Origin of the sequence: Asanoa hainanensis, assembly GCF_900188485.1 — a bacterium.
Lineage (GTDB): Bacteria > Actinomycetota > Actinomycetes > Mycobacteriales > Micromonosporaceae > Asanoa > Asanoa hainanensis.
In genome coordinates this window covers 100390-120150 of the sequence record NZ_FZPH01000018.1, presented here as the reverse complement: position 1 = coordinate 120150, position 19761 = coordinate 100390, and the positions used below count along the sequence as shown (strand labels likewise).

At 71.4% G+C, this 19761-nt stretch carries 19 protein-coding genes, 1 pseudogene and 1 riboswitch; of the genes and pseudogenes, 5 read left to right on the top strand and 15 right to left on the bottom strand.

Annotated elements, in window-relative coordinates:
* Positions 1 to 10: 10 nt before the first annotated feature.
* The 6 genes and pseudogenes from CHC05_RS33510 to CHC05_RS33485 form a co-directional block, all read right to left on the bottom strand.
* Entirely contained in the window at positions 11 to 922 is a 912-nt protein-coding gene (locus CHC05_RS33510; protein ID WP_089254644.1) for a PspA/IM30 family protein, read from the bottom strand.
* 171 nt (positions 923 to 1093) lie between these two features.
* A complete protein-coding gene (locus tag CHC05_RS33505; RefSeq protein ID WP_089254643.1) occupies positions 1094 to 1627 on the bottom strand; it encodes a helix-turn-helix domain-containing protein in 534 nt (177 codons plus the stop codon).
* Between the two features lie 158 nt (positions 1628 to 1785).
* Entirely contained in the window at positions 1786 to 2292 is a 507-nt protein-coding gene (locus CHC05_RS33500; protein ID WP_089254642.1) for a CinA family protein, read from the bottom strand.
* A 183-nt stretch (positions 2293 to 2475) separates the two neighbouring features.
* A pseudogene (gene pgsA, locus CHC05_RS33495) lies at positions 2476 to 3057 on the bottom strand (CDP-diacylglycerol--glycerol-3-phosphate 3-phosphatidyltransferase); the annotation flags it as partial.
* The gene (gene rimO / locus CHC05_RS33490; protein WP_089254640.1) at positions 3054 to 4538 is read right to left on the bottom strand and encodes a 30S ribosomal protein S12 methylthiotransferase RimO; all 1485 of its coding nucleotides are present in this window, start codon (positions 4536 to 4538) and stop codon (positions 3054 to 3056) included. The gene rimO and the pseudogene pgsA, both read right to left, overlap by 4 nt.
* A 32-nt stretch (positions 4539 to 4570) precedes the next feature.
* A complete protein-coding gene (locus tag CHC05_RS33485; RefSeq protein ID WP_179266488.1) occupies positions 4571 to 5479 on the bottom strand; it encodes an ornithine cyclodeaminase family protein in 909 nt (302 codons plus the stop codon).
* A gap of 98 nt (positions 5480 to 5577) precedes the next feature.
* Positions 5578 to 5649: riboswitch (guanidine-III (ykkC-III) riboswitch) on the top strand.
* 7 nt (positions 5650 to 5656) lie between these two features.
* Between CHC05_RS33485 and CHC05_RS33480 the strand changes: the two genes are divergently transcribed.
* The gene (locus CHC05_RS33480; RefSeq protein ID WP_089254638.1) at positions 5657 to 5932 is read left to right on the top strand and encodes a CBU_0592 family membrane protein; all 276 of its coding nucleotides are present in this window, start codon (positions 5657 to 5659) and stop codon (positions 5930 to 5932) included.
* Here the strand turns inward: CHC05_RS33480 and CHC05_RS33475 are convergent.
* Positions 5883 to 8198, bottom strand: a complete 2316-nt coding sequence (locus CHC05_RS33475; RefSeq protein WP_425426882.1) for an FtsK/SpoIIIE family DNA translocase — start codon at positions 8196 to 8198, stop codon at positions 5883 to 5885. The two genes, CHC05_RS33480 and CHC05_RS33475, sit on opposite strands and share 50 nt — an antisense overlap.
* Before the next feature lie 309 nt (positions 8199 to 8507).
* Here CHC05_RS33475 and CHC05_RS33470 point away from each other — a divergent pair, with 309 nt between their 5' ends.
* The gene (locus CHC05_RS33470; protein ID WP_245871350.1) at positions 8508 to 8936 is read left to right on the top strand and encodes a type III secretion system chaperone family protein; all 429 of its coding nucleotides are present in this window, start codon (positions 8508 to 8510) and stop codon (positions 8934 to 8936) included.
* Positions 8933 to 10489, top strand: coding sequence for a YbjN domain-containing protein (locus CHC05_RS33465; RefSeq protein WP_089254636.1), 1557 nt, complete (start codon positions 8933 to 8935; stop codon positions 10487 to 10489). Before CHC05_RS33470 ends, CHC05_RS33465 begins: the two co-directional genes overlap by 4 nt.
* Here the strand turns inward: CHC05_RS33465 and CHC05_RS33460 are convergent.
* The 3 genes from CHC05_RS33460 to gad are packed head-to-tail and all read right to left on the bottom strand — an operon-like array spanning position 10486 to position 13175.
* Positions 10486 to 10881, bottom strand: a complete 396-nt coding sequence (locus CHC05_RS33460) for a DUF2784 domain-containing protein (protein ID WP_089254635.1) — start codon at positions 10879 to 10881, stop codon at positions 10486 to 10488. The two genes, CHC05_RS33465 and CHC05_RS33460, sit on opposite strands and share 4 nt — an antisense overlap.
* 54 nt (positions 10882 to 10935) lie before the next feature.
* Positions 10936 to 11772: a class II glutamine amidotransferase gene (locus CHC05_RS33455; RefSeq protein ID WP_089254634.1), complete on the bottom strand. Its 837-nt coding sequence runs from the start codon at positions 11770 to 11772 to the stop codon at positions 10936 to 10938.
* Positions 11773 to 11783: 11 nt separating this feature from the next.
* Complete coding sequence (gene gad, locus CHC05_RS33450) at positions 11784 to 13175, bottom strand: glutamate decarboxylase (RefSeq protein WP_089254633.1); 1392 nt, start codon at positions 13173 to 13175, stop codon at positions 11784 to 11786.
* A 77-nt stretch (positions 13176 to 13252) separates the two neighbouring features.
* Here gad and CHC05_RS33445 point away from each other — a divergent pair, with 77 nt between their 5' ends.
* The gene (locus CHC05_RS33445; protein ID WP_245871349.1) at positions 13253 to 13822 is read left to right on the top strand and encodes a GNAT family N-acetyltransferase; all 570 of its coding nucleotides are present in this window, start codon (positions 13253 to 13255) and stop codon (positions 13820 to 13822) included.
* An 82-nt stretch (positions 13823 to 13904) separates the two neighbouring features.
* Entirely contained in the window at positions 13905 to 14690 is a 786-nt protein-coding gene (locus tag CHC05_RS33440; protein ID WP_089254632.1) for a hypothetical protein, read from the top strand.
* Here the strand turns inward: CHC05_RS33440 and CHC05_RS33435 are convergent.
* From CHC05_RS33435 to thyX, 5 genes are all read right to left on the bottom strand, one after another.
* A complete protein-coding gene (locus CHC05_RS33435) occupies positions 14673 to 15434 on the bottom strand; it encodes a phosphotransferase enzyme family protein (protein WP_089254631.1) in 762 nt (253 codons plus the stop codon). The genes CHC05_RS33440 and CHC05_RS33435 overlap by 18 nt on opposite strands.
* Positions 15410 to 16312, bottom strand: coding sequence for an aminoglycoside phosphotransferase family protein (locus CHC05_RS33430; RefSeq protein WP_089254630.1), 903 nt, complete (start codon positions 16310 to 16312; stop codon positions 15410 to 15412). The genes CHC05_RS33435 and CHC05_RS33430 overlap by 25 nt, the downstream gene beginning before the upstream one ends.
* An 8-nt stretch (positions 16313 to 16320) precedes the next feature.
* The gene (locus CHC05_RS33425; RefSeq protein ID WP_089254629.1) at positions 16321 to 18009 is read right to left on the bottom strand and encodes a ribonuclease J; all 1689 of its coding nucleotides are present in this window, start codon (positions 18007 to 18009) and stop codon (positions 16321 to 16323) included.
* A complete protein-coding gene (gene dapA / locus CHC05_RS33420) occupies positions 18006 to 18914 on the bottom strand; it encodes a 4-hydroxy-tetrahydrodipicolinate synthase (protein WP_089254628.1) in 909 nt (302 codons plus the stop codon). Before dapA ends, CHC05_RS33425 begins: the two co-directional genes overlap by 4 nt.
* A 71-nt stretch (positions 18915 to 18985) precedes the next feature.
* Positions 18986 to 19729 carry an FAD-dependent thymidylate synthase gene (gene thyX, locus CHC05_RS33415; protein WP_089254684.1) on the bottom strand — a complete coding sequence of 248 codons (744 nt, stop codon included), beginning with the start codon at positions 19727 to 19729 and terminating at the stop codon, positions 18986 to 18988.
* Between the last annotated feature and the right edge of the window lie 32 nt (positions 19730 to 19761).

Genomic DNA, 19761 nt, shown 5'->3' with positions numbered 1-19761 from the left:
CCCCCAGGTCTTAGCCGGCGGCGCTCGATCCGCCGGGGTTCTTGTCCTTGGACATGCTCGCGCGCAGCTCGTCGAGGCGCGCTATCCCGGCGACGTCGGCCTTCTCCTCGGTGGCGGCCTGGTCACCGTTGCCCTGCTGTGCGCCGGCAGCTTCGGCGCCGGCCACCGCCGGGCGTTCGGACGCGCTGCCGAGCTTCTCGCCAGCCATACTGGCGCGGATCTGCTCGAGCCGGTCGGCACCGGCCATGTCGAGCGTCGAGCGCTGCACCTCGAGCATCCGGCCCTCGACCGAGTTGGAAGCCAGCTCGGCCCGGCCCATGGCGTTGGCGTAGCGACGCTCGATCCGCTCGCGTACCTCGTCGAACGACGGTGTGTTGCCCGGCGCCGCGGTCAGCGACGACATCGACTCCAGCGAGCGGGCGACCGTCTCCTGCATGCGCGCCTGCTCGAGCTGGCTGAGCAGCTTGGTGCGCTCGGCGAGCTTCTGCTGGAGGATCATCTGGTTGTTCTCGACGGCCTTGCGGGCCTGACCGGCGGCGTTGATCGCCTGGTCGTGCAGGCTCTTGAGGTCTTCCATGCCCTGCTCGGCGGAGACGAGCTGCGACGCGAGCTGCTGCGCGGTCTGCTCGTATTTGCCCGCCTCGGGCTCGTTGCCCTCCGCCCGGGCCTTGTCGGCCAGCACCAGCGACTGGCGGGCCATCGAGCCGAGCTTCTCGACCTCGGACATCTGGCGGGACAGCTTCATCTCCAGCTGGCGCTGGTTGCCGATGACGGCGGCGGCCTGCTGCACCAGGGCCTGGTGCTGGCGCTGCGCGTCTTCGACCGCCTGCTGGATCTGCACCTTCGGGTCGGCGTACTCGTCGATCTTGGCGCCGAAGAGCGCCATCAGGTAGCGCCACCCCTTGACGAACGGGTTCGCCATGTCCGCGTTATCCCCTCGTGTCCGTGCCTAGCCGGCAGGCTTGGGTCCTGCGCCGTGACACCAGTGCGGCAGCACAGCGCTCGCTCCATCGTCTCAGGCGCACGCCAGCCGGTCACTGCCTTGGCAGCTATTGATCACAGTACGCGCGGTAAGAACCGGTTGCTATGGGGCTCACGCGGCGAAGACGCGGTCGCGGTCGCGGGGACCACGCGTGTTGCGGGTGGCCCGCAGGGTGGCCTTGAGCGGCGAGGTCTGGTGCACGGAAACGGACACCTTGCCGTCGGTGGCTACCTGCTGGACCGGAGCCTTGGCCCGGGCGGCACCAGCCAGCGCGGCCGGGGCCGCGGGCTCGGGAGTCGCCGCGTTGGCCGGGTCGAGCACCGGCGTGGGCGGCTCGACGCGGGCCGGCTGGAGCTCCGGAGGCTTCTCTTCGGAGCCGCCGCCGACACCGACCAGCACGCCCTCCATCTGCTCGGCCAGTGCCAGCGTGTCGCTGGCCTCGCGGAGCACCTGAGAGAGCTGGGTGTCGAGGGCGTCACAGATCGACGAGAGGAGCTCGCTGGAGGCCTCTTTCTGCCCCCGCTCGATCTCGGAGAGGTAGCCCAGGCTCACGTTGGCAGCCGTGGAGACTTCGCGCAGGGTTCGATGCTGCCCCTGCCGGCGTGCGCGCAATGCGTCGCCGATCACCCGACGTAGCAGGACCATTCGCACCTCCCCCTCCGTCGTCGCCCCGACCTACGCCGAAGGCTTCCCGCAACCGTACCCGTTCTCCGCTTCCCCGACATCCTGCCCCGCCGGGTGAGGGGAGGACCCCCAAGTGTCAGAAATCCCTTTTGTCCGCGACTCGCCGGGACGCGGACCCGTCAGGAGCCGGCACTGTTCGCCATAGGCGAACGCAGCAACGCGACCAGCGATTCCAGCGCGTGGGAAACGGCACCCGCCCGGATCGCCGCCCGCCCACCGGAAAGCCGCAACTCGTCGACCCGACGGCCGCCAGGCCCGTCCACCGCCACAAAGACGAGGCCCACCGGCTTGCCGTCCTGCGGGTCCGGCCCCGCGACCCCCGTGGTGGACACACCCCAGTCGGCGCCACAGACCCGACGGGCCCCGCGAGCGAGCGCCACGGCCACGTCGGGGTCGACCGCGCCCTGGGCGGCCAGCAGCGGCGCCGGCACCCCGGCGAGGCTGGCCTTGAGGTCGGTCGCGTAGACCACGAGCCCGCCCCGGAACACCGCGCTCACCCCGGCCACCTCGACGATCGTGGCGGCCAGGAGCCCGCCGGTCAGCGACTCGGCGACGGCGAGGGTCTCACCCCGATCAACCAGCAGTTGTACGGCAGGCGCCGCCTGACTCGGCGCAGACTCGGTCACCCCGTGATTGTGCCCGCGGACCGACCTTCCCCGCGCTTTTGCTCTGCTTCCATATGCGCATCACGCGGCCCGACGCCAGTGGCGATGCGTATATGGAAGCAGAGCAAAGCGGCGTGGTCAGGCTTTCGAGCCTGCCGAATCCGTGGAACCGGCGCCATCCTTGGCCGCGACGCGGTCCGCTCGGCGGGCCGACCGGCGCAGGCGGATCGCCTGGAGGATGTAGTCGAGGCCCGTCACGACCGTGACCACCACGGCCGCGCCCATGATCCAGGGGCCGACGGGCTGCACGACCGAAGGCACGGGCCACAGGTACCAGGCGATCGCCAAGATCTGCAGGGCCGTCTTGAGCTTGCCGCCCCGGCTTGCCGCGATCACGCCGTAGCGGATCACCCAGAAGCGCATCAGCGTGATGCCCCACTCGCGGACCAGGATCAGCGCCGTCACCCACCAGGGCAGCGCGTCGTAGAACGAGAGCAGGACCAGGGCCGCCCCGGTCAGGGCCTTGTCGGCGATCGGGTCGGCGACCTTGCCGAACGGGGTGACCAGGCCGTAGCGGCGGGCGATCCAGCCGTCGACCAGGTCGGTCGCCGAGGCGAAGGCGAAGGTCAGGCAGGCCGCGATCCGCCAGCCGGCGTGCTCGAGCTGAGACGTGACCACCAGCGCCACGAAGACGGGCACCAGCAGGAGGCGCAGCAGAGTGAGGCCGTTGGCGGCATTGAGGATGGGTGCGACGGTCGTCGGTGCGGGGTCGGAGGCCCCGGTCACCCGCGGACCCCCGGCGACAACGGGGCCGCGCTCAGCATCTCGACGGGGACCGCCACGAGGTCGACGCCCTCGGACGACACCACGCGGGCCCGGACCAGGTCGCCGGGCCGGAGCGCGGCCAGGTCGACCGAGCCGTCGTCGGGGGCGACCAGGGTGGTCGAGCCGTCGACCTCGGGCGCCTGGTGCTCGCCGCGGCCCTCGACCACGCCGTCGTCGACGGTGTCGACCAGCACGTCGACCGTGCCACCGACGCGGTCCTCGGCCCGCTGCGAGCAGAGCTCGTCGGCCAGCGCGGCCAGCTTGTCGTACCGCCGCTTGATCGTGGCGCTCTTGACCTTGTCGGTGAAGCCGGCCGCCTCGGTGCCGTCCTCGTCGCTGTAGTCGAAGACGCCGATCGCGTCGAGCCGCGCCTCAGTCAGGAACCGGACCAGCTCGTCGAAGTCGGCGCGGGTCTCGCCCGGGAAGCCGACGATGAAGTTCGACCGCGCCCCGAGCGAGGGAGAAAGCGACCGGGCCGACGCGAGCAGCTCCAGGAACCGCTCCGTCGAGCCGAACCGCCGCATGCGCCGCAGCACCGGCTCGCTGGAGTGCTGGAACGACAGGTCGAAGTAGGGCGCGACGCCGGGCGTGGTGGCGATCGCCTCGACCAGGCCCGGCCGCGTCTCGGCGGGCTGCAGGTAGCTCACCCGCACCCGGACGATGCCGGACACGGCGGCGAGCTGCGGCAGGAGCTTCTCCAGCGCCCGCTGGTCGCCCAGGTCCTTGCCGTAGGACGTCGAGTTCTCGCTGACCAGGACCAGCTCGCGGACCCCCGTGCCGGCCAGCCACTCGGCCTCGGCCAACAGCTCGTCGGGGGTACGCGAGACGAACGCACCCCGGAACGCGGGGATCGCGCAGAACGTGCACCGCCGGTCACACCCGCTGGCCAGCTTCAGCGACGCGACCGGCCCGGTGTCGAGCCGGCGGCGCAGCACGGTGCGCAGGTGGGCCGGGGTGTGCTCGTCGACGACCGCGTGCCCGGGCTGCACCACGGCCGCGGCCCGGCGCTCGACCGGGGTCAGCGGCAGCAGCTCGCGGCGGTCACGGGGGACGTGCGGGCTGATCGTCTCGCCGGCCAGCACCGCGTCGAGCCGGGCGGCGATGTCGGGGTAGTCGTCGAAGCTCAGGATCGCCTCGGCCTCGGGCAGGCTGTCGGCCAGCTCCTTGCCGTAGCGCTCGGCCATGCACCCGGCGGCGACCACCTTGGCGCCGGTGTCGGCGGCGGCGAGCAGCGTCTGGATCGAGTCGTGCTTGGCCTTCTCGACGAAACCGCACGTGTTGACCAGGACCACGTCGGCACCCTCGCCATCGGTGGTCACGTCCCAGCCGCCGCCGTGCAACCGGGCGGCCAGCTCCTCGGAGTCGACCTCGTTGCGGGCGCAGCCCAGGGTCAGCAGCGCGACCCGGCGACGGGCGCTGTCGGTCGAGGAGGAAGCGGACACCTAACGAGGGTACCGGGCCGTTTTCGCGGGCCTCAGGCGACGTTCTGCAGCGCGGCGACCCGGTCGAGCAGAAACACCTCGGTGCCCGCCAGTCCCACGGACAGGAACACGGTGAGCTCCTCGACCGAGCCCCGCCCGGGAGCCACACCGGCCGCGACCGCGCCCAGCGAGCGCAGGTCCCGGGTCGGGCAGATCAGCGGCGGCTCGTACGCGCCGGCCTGCGCCGGTGAGTCGGTGGCGATCAAAGCGGCCCGATCGAGCAGGTCGAGGCCGAACTCCGCCCGCCCACGCTGCTTGAACCCGACCAGGTTGACGTGCGCGCCGGGCGCCAGATCGGCCGCCGCCAGCACCGGCCGCTCGCTGGTCGTGGCCACGATCACCACGTCCTGCCCGCGCACCGCCTCGGCGGCCGAGTCGACAGCAGTCGCGGGAATTCCCAGCTCGGCGGACACCCGCGTGGCGAACGCCGATCGGCGGGCAGCCGAACGGCTGAACACCCGCACCCCGCGCACCGGCCGCACCGCCGCGGCGGCCCAGAGCTGGGTCCACGCCTGCCGCCCGGAGCCGATCACCCCGATCGTGGTGGCGTCGGGCCGGGCCAGCAGGTCGACGGCCGCGCCGCCGAGGGCGCCCGTGCGCCGGGACCCGATCTCCTCGCCGACCGCGATGGCCCGGATCCGCCCGTCGCGGGCGTCGTGCAGCACCACGAGCTGCTCGCCGTCGGCGTGCCCGAAGGTGTCGTAGGACCGGAACCCGTACCACTCGTCGGCGAGGTGGCCGGCGGTCATCACCAGGCGGCCGCCCTCGAGGACGGCGCTGGCCCGGGGCGGCGCGATGAGCCGGCCCTCGTGCGCGGCGACCAGCGCGTCGCGCATCGCGGCGACTGCGGCGGCCGCGTCCAGCCGGGCGGCGACGTCGGCATCGGTCAACAGCAATGGCACAGGATCAATCCTCGATGTTGAACCTTGGTTGAGGTCAAACAACCACGCGGTGACCAATCCCACCGACCGGGGTGGACAAACCCCGCTAGGGTCTGGGATTGGCGGCGCCACCCCGCGCCGACCCCGGACGAGTGGCGCTCCGTACCCGGTCGAGCAAAGACGGCAGCGCACCACATCATGCATATTTTGGACCTGGTCGAGATCCTCGGCTCGCTGCTCATCCTCGCCGGCTTCGCCGCATCCCAGCTCAACAAGCTGGACGCCCACTCCGTGCCGTACCTCGTGCTGAACATCGTCGGCGCCGGCATCCTCGCGGTGATCGCCGCTGGCCAACAGTCCTGGGGCTTCCTCCTCCTGGAGGGCACCTGGACCATCGTGTCGGCGGTCAGCCTGGTCGCCCGGCTCACTCGACGCGGAGACCGGCCAGCGCCTCCTCCAGCTCGTCAGGCTTGACCAGCACGTCACGCGCCTTCGAGCCCTCGGACGGCCCGACGATGCCGCGCGTCTCCATCAGGTCCATCAGCCGGCCGGCCTTGGCGAAGCCGACCCGGAGCTTGCGCTGCAGCATCGAGGTCGAGCCGAACTGCGAGGTGACCACCAGCTCGATCGCCTGGACCAGCAGGTCGAGGTCGTCGCCGATGTCCTCGTCGATCTTCTTCTTCGGGTCTTCGACCTTGGTCAGCACGTCGGGCCGGAACTCGGGCTCACGCTGCTTCTTGCAGAAGTTGACGACGTCGGTGATCTCGGACTCGTTGACCCAGGCGCCCTGGATCCGCACGGGCTTCGACGCGCCCATCGGCAGGAACAGCCCGTCACCCCGGCCGATCAGCTTCTCGGCGCCGGGCTGGTCGAGGATGACCCGTGAGTCGGCCAGCGACGACGTGGCGAACGCCAGCCGCGACGGCACGTTGGCCTTGATCAGGCCGGTGACCACGTCGACGGACGGGCGCTGGGTGGCCAGCACGAGGTGGATGCCGGCGGCCCGGGCGAGCTGGGTGATCCGGACGACCGAGTCCTCGACGTCGCGCGGCGCGACCATCATCAGGTCGGCGAGCTCGTCGACGACGACCAGCAGGTAGGGATAAGGCCGGATCTCCCGCTCGCTGCCCGGCGGCGGCTTGATCTGCCCGGCCCGCACCTTGCGGTTGTAGTCGTCGATGTGGCGTACCCCGGCGGCGGCCAGGTCGTCGTAGCGCATGTCCATCTCGCGCACGACCCAGTCGAGGGAGTCCGCCGCCTTCTTGGGATTGGTGATGATCGGCGTGACCAGGTGCGGGATGCCTTCGTACGACGTCATCTCGACGCGCTTCGGGTCGATCAGCACGAGCCGCACCTCGTCGGGGGTGGCCCGGCTGAGGATCGAGACCAGCAGCGAGTTGAGGCAGGACGACTTGCCCGCCCCGGTCGCGCCGGCGATCAGGATGTGCGGCATCTTGGCGAGGTTGGCCACCACGTAGCCGCCCTCGATGTCCTTGCCCAGCGCGACCAGCATCGGGTGGTTGTCGGAGGTCGCCGCGTGCGAGCGCAGCACGTCGCCGAGCGCGACGTCTTCCCGGTCGGAGTTGGGGATCTCCACGCCGACCGCGCTCTTGCCCGGGATCGGGCTCAGGATCCGCACGTCAGGCGACTTCACCGCGTACGCGATGTTGCGCGAGAGCTGGGTGATCCGCTCGACCTTGACGCCGTGGCCGAGCTCCACCTCGTAGCGGGTGACCGTCGGCCCACGGGTGTAGCCGGTCACCGCCGCGTCGACGTCGAACTGCTCGAAGACGCCGGTCAGCGCCGCGATCACCTCGTCGTTGGCCTTGCTGCGGGTCTTCGGCGCACTGCCGCCGCGCAGCAGGTTCGACGGCGGCAGCAGGTAGGCGCCCTCGACCGCGTCGATCGCGAGCTGCTCGGCCCGGGTGGGCAGCGGTGAGTGCGCGGGCGGCTCCGGGGCCTTCGTGCGCACTTTCGGCTTGCTCGACTTGGTGCGGGGCAGCGCGACGGTGTCGTGCACGACCTCGTCGTCGTCGCCGAACGGCTCGTCGTCGTCGCCGAGGCCCAGCACCTTGGTGCTCTGCCGGCGGCGGGCGGGCTTGCGCCGGGCGACCGGCAGCTCGTCTTCCTCGTCATCGTCGTCGAACGGCTCCGCGGGCAGCTGCTCCGCCGGCAGCGGGCGGCCGAGCAACACCGCGACCAGCAGGCCGAGCCGCTCCGGCACCTTGCTGATCGGGGTCGCGGTGACCACCAGCACGCCGAAGAACAGCAGGAGGACCAGGAGGGGCACGGCCACCCACTGGGTGAACGCGCGCTCGAGCGCGGAGCCGACGGCGGCACCGATCAGGCCGCCGGCGTGGTCGCGCTGCGCGGTGTCGATGGGCGACTGGCTGATGTGCAGGATGGCCGCCGCGGCGATCAGCACCGAGCCCCAGCCGACCAGGCCCCGGCCGCGGTGCTCGGGCTCGACCAGCGGCCGCATCAGCCGGACCGCCCAGAACAGCAGCAGCACCGGCAACGCGACGGCGATCGCGCCGATGAACAGCCGCATGCCGTCTTCGATCCGCTGGCCGACGGGGCCGGCGGAGGAGAACCACACCGCGACGCTGGTCAGGATCGCGAGGCCGAGCAGCAGCAGGCCGGCTCCGTCGCGGCGGTGCTCAGGGTCGAGCTCACGGGCCGTGGCGGCCTGCCGGCCGAGACCGCGAACCATCCAGCCGACGCCGTGCGCCAGCCCCATCCAGAGCGCGCCGCCGGCCCGGCCGACCAGCACACCCACGCCGCTGGGCTGGCGCCCACGCCGATAGGTGGGACGCGCCCGGGTGGCCGTGGTGTTGGTGGTGCGGCCGCGGGTGGTCGTGCTGGCCCGAGTCGACGTCGCGGTGCGACGCCGGTTGGTCTGCGTCGCGCGGCCCGGCATGGTCTCACGGTAAGGGGCCGCACGTCACGCGCCACGCGCGCCACGCCGCGACAATCCCTCGGCTTTCGCGTCCGGCGCCCGGAACGAGGCACTGGTTGCCGGTCGCCCAACCCGCCTACTATCGCCTGCGTGGAGTCGCCGGGCGGAACGTTGCTGCCGCTGTCCAACGAGCTGATCGCGGGCATCCTCGACGGGCACGGTTACGCGTTCACCCAGGATGCCGACGGCGACCTCGTGGGCCGCTGGGACGACAACCTGATCTATTTCTTCCGCCTCGGCCGCTCCGGCGAGATCCTCCAGATCCGCACGCTGGCCAGCCGGGTCTTCGGCATCGACGACGTGCTGCCGCTCTACGACTTCTGCAACGGCTGGAACCAGGACAAGCTGTGGCCGAAGGCGTTCGTGCACGTCAACGACGACGGCACCGTACGCGTCCTGGGCGAGGTGGTGGCCGACCTCGAGCACGGCGTCACCAGCTACCAGCTCGACCAGCTCCTGGCCTGCGGGATCAGCAGCGGGTGCCAGCTCGCCGACTCGCTCGAAGGGCTGACCTGGTGAGCGACGCCCTCTCCGACGCCCGCGACCTGCCACCCGGCCCCGCCAAGGTGGCCGAGCTCGACGCCGTGGTGGCCGCCGCCGACCGGGCCGGCGACGTCCGGCTGGGCTTCGAGGCGCGGCTCGACCTGGTCGACGCCTGCCTCGACGCCGCCGAGCCCGCCCGGGTGCTCGGGCTGTTCGCCTGGTGCCGGGCCGCCGCCGACCGCGAGCCGTTGCTGTTCTCGGACACCGAGCTGGCCCTTCTGCGCTACTACCACCTCTGGGCGGTCGGCACGTTCCGCGCGTCGCCCGGCGTCGGGCGGGCCGAGGCCGAGGCGCTGCTCGACGACCTGGAACGCCGGTTCCGCGAGGACCAGCGCCCGCTGTTCGCGATCCACCGGATGCGGGCGGAGATCGCGGACCACCTGGGCGACCTGCCCGCCGCCCGGGCGTGGCTGGCGCGCTGCACGGCCGAGCTGCCGGAGGCCGGCGACAGCGAGTGGTTCTCCGACGGCCAGCCGGGCGACGCGGGCTTCTGCCCGTCCTGCTACCCCGCCGACCAGGCGTTCCTGCACTCCGCCTGGGGTGACTGGCAGGCAGCGGTCGACGCGGCCGAGCCGGTGCTGCGGGCCGGCGCCTCCTGCCCGGAGCAGCCCGAACGGGCGCTGGCCGCGGTGATGATCCCCTACCTGCACCTGGGCCGGGTCGACGAGGCGGTGACGGCCCACCTGCGCTCCTACCGGGGGCACCGGCTCGACCGGTCGTCGTTCCCGCTGCTCGCCGACCACCTGCGGTTCTGCGCGCTGGCCGGGCTGGCCGGCCGCGGCGTCGACCTGCTCGCCACCCACCTGGGTGACCTGGACGACCCGTACGACGAGCTGTCCGCGATGCGCTTCGCGGCGGCCGGCACGCTGGTCTGCCGCCGGGCCACCGCGGAGGGACTGGGCGACCGGCGGGTGCACCGGCCCGCGCACGGCGAGCGGCCGGCCGCCGACCTGACGGTGCGCGAGCTCGGCACGGTGCTCGCGGCGGTGGCGGCGACGCTGGCGACCCGGTTCGACGCCCGCAACGGCACCGACCACCAGTCGCGGCTGGTCGGCGACTGGCTGGCCGAGCTGCCCGTGGTCGCCGGCGGCCCGATCCGGCTCGACGAGCTCGATGACACGCCGCTGGGCCCGCTGACCCTCGAGGCGATCATCGAGGTGCTCGACGCGCGGGGCGACCACTACTCGGTCGACGAGGACGGACTGGTCGGCGGGCGCTGGCCGGGCGCGTACATCCAGTTCGAGCGGTTGGGCGAGCGGCGGGAGATCCTCCAGGTGCGGGTGGTGGCCGAGCGCCGGCTGCCGGCCACCCGGCTGGTCGAGGCGTACGAGTTCTGCAACGCCTGGAACCACGACAAGCTGATGCCCAAGGTGTACGTGCACGACGGCGGCGAGGGCCTCCTGCTGCTGGCCGGCGAGGTGACCACCGACCTGGAGCACGGCGCGACGACGGGCCAACTGGCCAGCCTGGTCAACGCGGCGATCGCCACCGGCACGACGTTCGCGGCGGCCGTGGCGGACCTGCCCTAAACGCGTTCGCTGCGCATCTCGACGGCGGCCGCGCGGGACTTCCGGCGGCGCCGCAGCACGAAGAATCCGACGTACGAGACCAGCACGATCAGTGCCAAGATCGCTTGGGCGACGTGCACGTACCGCTCGGGATAGAGGATTCCCTCGATGTATGTGTCGACGAACCCCCTGGTCAGCGGCGGCTCGCCGGCGTGCCCGAGTGCCCAGTTCTGCGCGTACGTCAGCGGGCAGTTGAGCCCGAAGCCGATCAGCGCGATGCCCCAGCCGATCGCGGGCAGGTGGAACCAGATCGCCTTCGGCCACTTCCACGCGAGGAAGCCGCCGAGCAGCACGTAGGCCATGAAGGCGAAGTGCAGAGCCAGGAAGACGAAGGCGAGCTCTTTCCACCCCACGATCGCGAGCGTATGACGGATCCGCCGACCATTTCTCGCGTACGCGAAGCCCGCTCAGCGGGGATTGAAAGCCGACATCTGATCCTGACCGTCGTAGATGATGCTGTAGGTCGACTCGGGCACCTCTTTGAACGCATCCGGCATTACGCCCAGCGGCTCCGAAACCACCAGGCGGTCGTCGTCCGAGAGGAGCCGCAGCTCTTCGACGTCGGGATGCACCGCGCGCAGGGCATCGACGGTCTGCGAATAGAACAGCGTGCGCGACTGGTGCGCGGTCGAGTAGCGGAAGGCCCAGATCCGCTCGCCCTCGGTCGTGGCCACGGTCATCTGCACGGGGTCGGTGATGCCGTGCCGGGCGGCGGTCGACTCGACGAACCCGACCATCCGCTCGACCGCCGCGACCGGATCGTCCTGGAGACCGTACGTCAGGGCCAGGTAGAACATCGCCTCCGAGTCCGTGCTGCCCTCGATCAACGGAAAGAGCTCGGGATCCACCTCCAGCAGCAGGTCGCGCTTGAGCCGGGCGAAGTCGCGGATGGAGCCGTTGTGCATCCAGAGCCAGCGCTCGTGCCGGAACGGGTGGCAGTTGGTCTCCTGCACCGGCGAGCCGGACGAGGCGCGCACGTGCGCGAAGAACAGCGGTGACCGGAGGTGTTCGGCGAGGTCACGCAGGTTGCGGTTGCTCCAGGCCGGCCCGACGCCGTGGAACGTGCCGGGGGTCTGCTTGGCCACCGGGTCGGTCGGATACCAGCCGATGCCGAAGCCGTCCCCGTTGGTGGTCTCGGCGCCGAGCTCGGCGTGCTGGCTCTGGTCGATCAGCGAGTGCTTGGGCCGGTAGAGCAGCGCGTCGAGCAGCAGCGGCGTACCGGAGAAGGCGAGCCAGCGGCACACAGGTGTTCCTTTCAGTGGTGGAACGACTCGTCGGCGGTGCCGTGGACCGGCTTCGGCTGCTTCCGGAGTTCCGGCAGCGCTCTTGCGAGGTCGGCCAGCAGCAGGTCGGCCATGTCGTGCGAGAAGCCGTTGCGGACGACGATGCGCAGGACCGCGAGGTCGGTGCGGTTCTTCGGGAACGTGTACGCCGGCACGAGCCAGCCGCGTTCGCGCAGCGCCCGGGAGACGTCGAAGACGTTGTACGCGGTGACGTCGGGCGCCGTGGTGAACGCGAACACGGGCAGCTCGTCGCCCCGGCTGACCAGCTGGAACTCCCCCGTGTCGGCGATCTTCCCGGAGAGGTAGGTGGCCACGTCCCGGGACGCCTGCTGCACCGCGCGGAAGCCTTCGCGGCCGAGCCGCAGGAACATGTAGTACTGCGCGATCACCTCGGCGCCGGGCCGGGAGAAGTTGAGCGCGAAGGTCGGCATGCTGCCGCCGAGGTAGTTCACGTTGAAGACCAGGTCCTCCGGGAGCAGGTGCTTCTCCCGCCAGAGCACCCAGCCGACGCCGGGGTAGACCAGGCCGTACTTGTGGCCGCTGGTGTTGATCGAGGCGACCCGCGGCAGGCGGAAGTCCCAGACCAGGTCGGGATCGAGGAACGGGGCGATCATGCCGCCGGACGCGCCGTCGACGTGGATCGGGATGTCCCAGCCGCGGTTCTGCTGGAGGTCGTCGAGCGCTTTGGCGATCTCGGCGACCGGCTCGTACGATCCGTCGAACGTGGAGCCCAGCACCGCGACCACGCCGATGGTGTTCTCGTCGCAGCGGGCCACCGCCTCCTGCGCCGACAGGTGGAACCGGTCCCCCGCCATCGGGACCAGCCGCGGCTCGACCTCCCAGTAGTTGCAGAACTTCTCCCAGCACACCTGGACGTTGCCGCCCATCACCAGGTTGGGCTTCCCGCCCATCGAGCTCTTGGCCCAGCGGCGCTTGAGCGCGAGGCCGGCGAGCATGCCCGCCTCGCTCGACCCGGTGGTCGAGCAGCCGACGGTTTCCATGGCGTCGGGCGCGTGCCACAGGTCGGCCAGGATCGCCACGCAGCGCCGCTCGATCTCGGCGGTCAGTGGGTACTCGTCCTTGTCGATCATGTTCTTGTCGGCGCACTCGGCCATCAGGACGCCGGCCTGCGGCTCCATCCAGGTGGTCACGAACGTCGCCAGGTTCAGCGCCGCGTTGCCGTCGAGCAGAAGCTCGTCATGGATCAACTGGTACGCGACGGCGGCCGGCACCGGATCGGGGCCGAGCGCCGCGACCGGCAGCGTCAGCTCCCGGCCGAAGTCGGGGTTCGCGGCCGTGGCGACGATGTTGCCGGCGCGGTGGCGCGGCCGGGGCTCCGGCTGCTTCCCGGCGTGCAGCGGCATCCGGCCTCCCTGGGGCGATCCGACCCGTTCAGGCTATTGCGCCGGACTCGCGCAGGATGTCGGATCCGGTTTCTCGCTTGATCACGGGCATCCTCGTCCGGTACGAACGCGGCATGTTGCGTGGCGAGAAGGTGCTGTTGCGGGCCCGGCACGAGGACGACGTGCCGGTTCTGCACGCCGACCTCTACGACGACGTCGCCATGCGGTCCCGCGCCGACGGGCGACCCTGGCGGCCGATCCCGCTCGGGTCCGCCGCCGCCTCGCCGTTCGCGCCCGGCCCGCCCACCGACGACGCGGCCATCTTCAGCGTGGTGCGCCTGGCCGACGAGGCTCTGGCCGGCGAGGGGTTGCTGTGGGGCATCGACCCGCACAACCGGGTGGCCCACGTCGGCATCTCGTTGCGGCCGGCGATGCGGGGCAGCGGGCTGGGCACCGACACGGTCCGGGTGTTGTGCCGCTACGCCTTCCGGACGCGGGGGCTGCACCGGCTGGGCCTCGAGACGCTGGCGGACAACGCCGCGATGATCAGTGCGGCTTCGCGGGTCGGTTTCCGCCGCGAGGGCACGCTGCGGGGGAACGCCTGGGTGGACGGCTCATTCCTGGACGAGGCGATCTTCGGGTTGCTGGCGTCAGAGTTCGACGGCTGACCCTTGTTCCGCTCTTTGTCCTACTCCCTGTCCCGCTCGCGGGGGATAGGTCGCGTCCGTACAGACCGGTAACTTCGGGCATATGGCCTGGTTCTTGAACCCCGCCCTGACCCGCTTCCGCAACGAGGTCAATGCCCGCTGGCCCCGGCGAGACAAGACCTCCGACGGCACCATCGGCGACGCGGCCCATCAGGAGACCAACTCCGACCACAACCCGGACGCGGACGGCTCCGTGGACGCCTGGGACATGGACGTCGACGGGGTGGACGTGCCGAAGGTCATCAACGCCGCCATCAGGCACGAGTCCATCCAGTACGTGATCTACAACCGCCGGATCACCAGTCGGTCCTGGGGGTTGGGCACCTGGCGCCCGTACACCGGGACCTCGCCGCACACCGAGCACGTGCACTTCAACACGCGTACGTCGCACGAGCGCAGCAACAAGCCCTGGTTCACCGAGGAGGACGACATGTTCGAGGCTCGCGACCGCGACGCTCTGACCAGCGCCAACTACCGTTCGCTGGGTCTCTACCAGGACCTGGACAAGATCACCTTCAAGATCAGCAGCGGCGCGACGCGCGTCGAGGCCAACCTGGCCAAGGCCGCCCGGGTCGCCCTGGAACAGAAGATGTCCGCGGTCCTGACCGCGCTGGCGGGGGTCGACGAGGCCGTGGCCACCCAACTACGCGGCCAGTTCGACCGAATAGACGCGGGCCTGCAGGAAACCCGAGCGGCCGTGGACAACGTCGACGAAGAGGTCATCGAACGCCTCGGCGCGGTGGCCACCCCCGAAGAGCAGGCCAAACTGCTCCGCGTCGTGCTCGGCGACCGTGCCAAGGAGGTCGGCTTGTTACTCAGCCAGGGCTGAGGCCCATGCGGCGCGGTGGTCGGCGAGGTAGGCGGCGACGCCGCGCCAGAACGGGCCGTCCTCGGTGTAGATCCGGGCCCAGGGTTGGCGGCCTTCGCGGGCGCCGGTTGCCAGCAGGTCGTACATGGCGCCCGCGTTGACGCCGAGCAGCCCGGCCAGGGCCGGCCGCAATCCGGGCTCTAGGCCGTAGCCGTCCACGAAGGACCGCAGCCGGGCCGCCGACTCCTCGACCGGGCGGTCCGGGCGCATTCCGCAGCAGGTCAGTGCCGAGTAAGCGAGCTCCCAGGCCCGGGCGCCCGGACCCGCGTTGTCCCAGTCGATCAGGACCCAGCCGCGCTCGGCACGGACCAGGTTCCACGGCGCGGCGTCGTGGTGGCAGAACACCTCGCCGACCGGCGAGCCCGGGACGCCCACCGGTGGAATCTCCGTGTGCCAGCCCGCGTCGGCCGGCGGCGTGAACTCCGCCGTGGCGGTGTGCAGGTCGCGCAGCAGCCGGCCGAGGTCCGGCAGGTCGCGCGGGTCGATGTCCATCGTCGACTCGCCGGGCACGTACTCCAGCACCTGCCGGCCCTGCTCGTCGCGCCCGAACGGCCGGGGAGCGCCGGTGAACCCCACCTCGTGCAGATGGTGCAGCAGCGCGTCGACGGCATGGGTGTAGGGTCCGACCGGCCTTCTGACGGTGTCACCCACCCGCACGATGCCCGCGGTGACGTTGCCGGTCAGCGGCTCTTCGACAGGTCGCACAGCACCTCACGGATCACGTAGCGGGCGTTGTCCGCGAACGGCCGATTGGTCTCGTGGTAGTAGACCAGCGAACCCAGCGCCATCGCCAGCGAGCGCCCCCGGCCGCGCCGCCAGGTCTGCTCGTCGACGTCGAGCGCGGCCCGGAAGGCGGCGCGGGCCTCAACCGTGAGCAGGTTCCAGGCGACGATCAGGTCGCAGGACGGGTCACCGACCCCGAGGGTTCCAAAGTCGATCACGGCGCTCAGCCGCCCGCGTGAGTCGACCAACAGGTTGCCCGGCATGAGATCGGCGTGCAGCCACACCGGCGGCCCGGCGTAGTCCGGCACGGCAAGATCCGCGTCCCAGGCCTCCCGCGCCGCCGCCAACGTCTCCGGGTCGAGCTGCCCACCAAGCCCGTCGAGCGCATTGCGCGCGGTCTCGTCGAGCAACGAATGCCCGCCACCCCGATAAGCCGCCGGCGGTGCCGATCCCGAACCGTCGACCGCGCGCATGGCTTTGACGAAGTTCGCCAGATCGGCGGCCAGGCCGAGCGGGTCGGCCAGCCGGCCCTCGACCGGGACCGTGCCGGGCAGCCACCGGTAGACCGCCCACGGCCAGGGATAGCCGTCAGCCGCCCGGCCGGCCGCGACCGGTTCCGGGATGGCTACCGGGAGCCGGGGCGCGAGCCACGGCAACCACGTGGCCTCGGTCTCGATGTCGCCCAGCGACCAGTCCACCCGGGGCAGCCGCACGACCAGGTCGTCGCCGAGGCGGAACAGGGCGTTGACCGTGCCCGACGACGCGACCCGGGTCAGCGGGCGCCCGGCCCACTGCGGGAACTGGGCGGCGAGCAGCTTCGCGACGAGCTCGGCGTCGATCGGGAACTCGCCCGCGTGCATCCGCGCGCTCAGACCTCGACCACGGTCGGGACGATCATCGGGCGCCGGCGGTACGTGTCGTTGACCCAGCGGCCCACCGTCCGGCGTACCAGCTGCTGAAGCTGGTGTGGGTCCGTGATGTTGTCCGCCGCGGCCCGCAACAACGCCTCGGTGATCAGCGGGATGACCTGGTCGAAGGCCTCGGGGTTCTCCGAGAAGCCCTTGGCCGACACGGCCGGGCCGCCGACGACCTTGCCGGTCACCGAGTCGATCACCACGGTGGCGGCGATGAAGCCACCGTCGCCCAGCATCCGGCGCTCGGTCAGCAGCGACTCGCCGATGTCGCCGACGGCCAGACCGTCGACGTAGATGTAGCGGCTCGGCACGTGCCCCACCAGCCGGGCCTGGCCGTCGACCAGGTCGACCACGTCGCCGTCTTCGCAGAGCACGACGTTCTCCGGCGCGATGCCGGACTCGACGCCGATGCGGGCGTGCGCGCGCAGGTGCCGCCACTCGCCATGCACCGGCAGCAGGTTGCTCGGCCGCACCACGTTGAGCAGGTAGAGCAGCTCACCGGCGGGCGCGTGGCCGGAGACGTGGACCTTGGCGACGTCCTTGTGGATGACGTTGGCGCCGGCCCGGGAGAGCCGGTTGATCACCCGGTAGACCGAGGTCTCGTTGCCGGGCACGAGCGAGCTGGCCAGCACGACGGTGTCGCCCTGCGCGATCGTGATGTGCCGGTGGTCGCCGTTGGCCATGCGGCCCAGCGCGCTCATCGGCTCGCCCTGCGAACCGGTCGACATCAGCACGATCCGCTCCGGCGGCGCCTGCATGGCCTCGTCCATGCCGACGACGAGGCCCGGCTCGATCCGCAGCAGGCCGAGGTCGCGAGCGATGCCCATGTTGCGGACCATCGAGCGGCCGATGAACGCCACCTGCCGGCCGTGCAGCGCGGCGGCGTCGAGCACCTGCTGCACGCGGTGCACGTGCGAGGCGAACGACGCGACGATGACCCGGCCGCGGGCCTTCGCGAAGATGGCGTCGAGCACCGGGCCGATCTCCCGCTCCGGTGTAACGAAGCCCGGGATCTCGGCGTTGGTCGAATCGGAGAGCAGCAGGTCGACGCCCTCGGCACCGAGCCGGGCGAAGCCGGCGAGGTCGGTGATCCGGCCGTCGAGCGGCAACTGGTCCATCTTGAAGTCGCCGGTGTGCAGCACGAGCCCGGCCGGCGTGCGGATGGCCACCGCCATCGCGTCCGGGATCGAGTGGTTGACCGCGAAGAACTCGACGTCGAACGGGCCGAGCCGCTCGTGCTGCCCCTCGGTGACGGTCAGCGTGTACGGCTCGATCCGCCGCTCCTGCAGCTTGGCCTCGACGAGCGAAAGCGTGAACTGCGAGCCGACCAGCGGAATGTCGGACTTGTGCGCCAGCAGGTAGGGCACGGCGCCGATGTGGTCCTCGTGGCCGTGCGTGAGCACGATCGCCTGGACGTCGTCGAGCCGGTCGAGGATCGGCGCGAAGTCCGGCAGGATCAGGTCGACGCCGGGCTGCTCCACGTCGGGAAACAGCACTCCACAGTCGACGATCAACAGCTTGCCGTCGTACTCGAAGACGGTCATGTTGCGACCGATCGCGCCGAGGCCGCCCAGTGGGGTGACCCGCAGGCCACCGGCCGGCAACGGCGGCGGGGGTTCGAGCTCGAGGTGCGCGAGTGTCATGCAGCAAGCTCCAGTCCGCACGCGGCGGCGTCGGCGCGTAGCTGCTCGACCTGCTCCGGGGTCGCGTCGACCAGGGGCGAACGGACCGGGCCGGACGGCAGGCCCTGCAGGGCGAGGCCGGCCTTGACCAGGATCGTGCCCTGGGTACGGAAGATGCCGGTGAACAGGGGCAGCACGCGGCGGTGCAGGGCGAGGGCCTCGGCGACGTCGCCGCGCGCGTACGCCTGGATCATCGCCTTGGTCTGGGGCCCGGTGAAGTGGGTCGAGGTGCCGACGATGCCGACCGCGCCCACGGCCAGGGCGGGCAGCGTGCCGGCGTCGTCGCCCGAGTAGTAGGCGAGGTCGGTGCGGGCCAGCACCCACGAGGTCGCGACCAGGTCGCCCTTGGCGTCCTTGACACCCACGATGCGCTGGTGCTCGGCCAGCCGGACCAGCGTCTCGGTCTCGATCGGCACGCCGCTGCGGTGCGGGATGTCGTAGAGCAGGATCGGCAGGCCGCTGGCGTCGGCGACCGCCGTGAAGTGGCGGAGCAGGCCGGCCTGCGGAGGCTTGTTGTAGTAGGGCGTCACGACCAGCAGGCCGTGCGCCCCCGCCTTCTCGGCGCTCAGGGCGAGCTCGATCGTGTGCCGGGTGTCGTTGGTGCCGACACCGGCGAGCACCTTGGCCCGGTCGCCGACCGCCTCGACCACGGCCCGGACGAGGGCCTCCTTCTCGGCGTCGGTCGTGGTCGGCGACTCGCCGGCCGTGCCGTTGATCACCAGCGCGTCGTTGCCCTGCTCGTCGACGAGGTGGGCCGCCAGGCGCTGGACGCCGTCGAGGTCGAGGGCGCCGTCCGGGGTGAACGGCGACACCATGGCCGTGATCAGCTCACCGAACGGGCGCGCGACAGTGTGCTCGTGCGTCATGCTGACAAACCTAGCGGAAGCCTGGTCGGCCCCGGTCTCGTCCGGTCGGGTTTGCTCCCGGGACCGGCCTGCTAAGAACGGTCGGCGTACGGGCTCGACGCGACCTCCGAGCCGTCGGGCAGCGTGGTGATCTCGTAGTCGGCGAACACGTTCGGCGCGACGCCCTTGAGCTGGCGGAGGCACTCGACGGCGACCTCGCGGATCTCCACGTCGGCGGCCTCGGTGGCGCGCAGGTTGATGAAGTGTCGCCACGCACGGTAGTTGCCCGTGACCACGATCCGGGTCTCCGCCGCGTTGGGCAGCACCGCCCGGGCCGCCTGGCGGGCCTGCTTGCGACGCAGCGTGCCGTTGGGCTCGTCGGCGAACTTCTGCTCCAGGCCCTCCAGCAGCTCGTTGTAGGCCCGCACGCTGGCCTCGGCCGCCTCGACGAAGGTCTTGTGCAGGTCCGGGTCGGAGGCGATCACCTCGGGCTCGACCATCGCGGCGTCCCGGCCGGGGACGTAGCGCTGGGAGAGCTGGCTGTAGCTGAAGTGCCGGTGACGGATCAGCTCGTGGGTGAACGAGCGGGAGACGCCGCTGAGGTAGAAGGTCACCGTCCCGTGCTCGAGCACCGAGAGGTGTGCGACGTCGAGGATGTGGGCGAGGTAACCCGCGTTGGTCGCGGTGGCCGGGTTCGGCTTCTTCCACGACTGGTAGCAGGCCCGCCCGGCGAACTCCGCGAGCGCCTGGCCGCCGTCGGCGTCAGTGCTCCACGGCACATCGTCCGGGGCCTCGAAATGGGTCCAGGCGATGATCCTGACCTGCGGCGGAACGATCTCAGGCACGGCGCCCCCTCTGCCTCGCGCGA